This window comes from Klebsiella sp. MS 92-3 (assembly GCF_000195655.1).
GTDB lineage: Bacteria > Pseudomonadota > Gammaproteobacteria > Enterobacterales > Enterobacteriaceae > Klebsiella > Klebsiella pneumoniae.
Genome location: NZ_GL882741.1, coordinates 30693 through 32213, shown reverse-complemented (window position 1 = coordinate 32213; position 1521 = coordinate 30693). Strand labels below are relative to the sequence as shown.

The 1521-nt window shown below is 60.9% G+C and carries 1 protein-coding gene; it reads left to right on the top strand.

Going from position 1 to position 1521, the window contains the following annotated elements:
• Window positions 1-137: 137 nt before the first annotated feature.
• Window positions 138-1521, top strand: a 1384-nt coding sequence (gene phrB, locus HMPREF9538_RS22830) for a deoxyribodipyrimidine photo-lyase (RefSeq protein ID WP_009484146.1), incomplete at its 3' end; no start/stop codon positions are given.

Below are 1521 nucleotides of genomic sequence, written 5' to 3'. Positions count from 1 at the left end.
GTTTTTTTTTCGCCGCTTGTCTACACTCGTTTTTATGCGCCGCCTTGGAATTGGCAGGTGCGTATTTTGCCGGAGCGCGCTATTTTTGCCGGCTTAGATCATAAGATGAGTATTGCTGACGGATAATAAGGAGTGATATGGCCACCCATCTGGTCTGGTTACGCACGGATTTACGCATTCACGATAACCTGGCGCTGGCTGCCGCCTGCCGCGATCCGCAGGCGCAGGTGCTGGCGCTGTATATCGCCACCCCGGGGCAGTGGCGTGAACATCACCTGGCGCCACGGCAGGCCGCTTTTATCGCCAGCCATTTACAGAGTCTGCATGCCGCGCTGGCGGAACGGGGTATACCGCTGTGGGTAGAAGAGGCGGACGATTTTACCGCCAGCGTCGAACGGCTGGCCGATTTTTGCCAGCAGCATCAGGTCAGTCACCTGTTCTACAACTATCAGTACGAATTCAATGAACGCCAGCGCGATGCCGCCGTTGAGAACACCTTGCGCGACGTGATTTGCCAGGGCTTTGACGACAGCGTCCTGTTGCCGCCCGGCAGCGTACTGACCGGTGGCGGCGAAATGTATAAAGTCTTCACCCCGTTTAAAAATGCGTTTATTCGCCGTCTGCGGGACGGACTGCCGGCGTGCGTGGCGGCCCCTAAGCCGCGCCAGGCGCCTGCCCGCCAGGCGCCGCCGCTGCCTGAGCTTAACTACCCGCAAACGCCGTTTGACGGGCTGCTGTTTGCCGCGGATGAAAAAACGGCGCTGGCGCGTCTGCGCGCGTTTTGTCAGCAAGCGGCGGCGGATTACGAGGGGCAGCGCGACTTCCCGGCCGTGGAAGGGACCAGTCGCCTGTCGCCCTGCCTGGCCATCGGCGTGCTGTCCCCCCGCCAGTGCCTGCATCGTCTGCTGACGGAACATCCCGCCGCGCTGGACGGCGGAGCCGGCGCCACCTGGCTTAACGAGCTGATCTGGCGCGAGTTTTACCGCCATCTGATGGTCTACTATCCGAAGCTCTGTAAAGGGCGGCCATTTACTGCCTGGACAGATAAGGTCGCCTGGCGCGCAGAGGAGGCCTCCCTACAGGCCTGGCAGCGCGGGGAGACCGGTTTTCCAATTGTTGATGCCGCCATGCGCCAGCTTAACGCCACCGGCTGGATGCATAACCGGTTGCGCATGATTGTCGCCAGCTTCCTGACCAAAGATTTGCGCCTCGACTGGCGGGCGGGCGAGCGCTATTTCATGAGCCAGCTGATTGATGGCGACCTGGCGGCGAATAACGGCGGCTGGCAGTGGGCGGCTTCAACGGGCACCGACGCCGCGCCCTATTTCCGCATATTTAATCCCACCACCCAGGGCGAAAAGTTTGATAAACAGGGGGTGTTTATACGTCGCTGGCTGCCGGAGCTGGCAAAGGTGCCGGAGAAGGCCCTGCATCAGCCGTGGGCGTGGGCGGATAAACAAGGGATCACGCTGGATTATTCGCGCCCGATAGTTGATCACAAGCAGGCGCGGCAGGAGACGC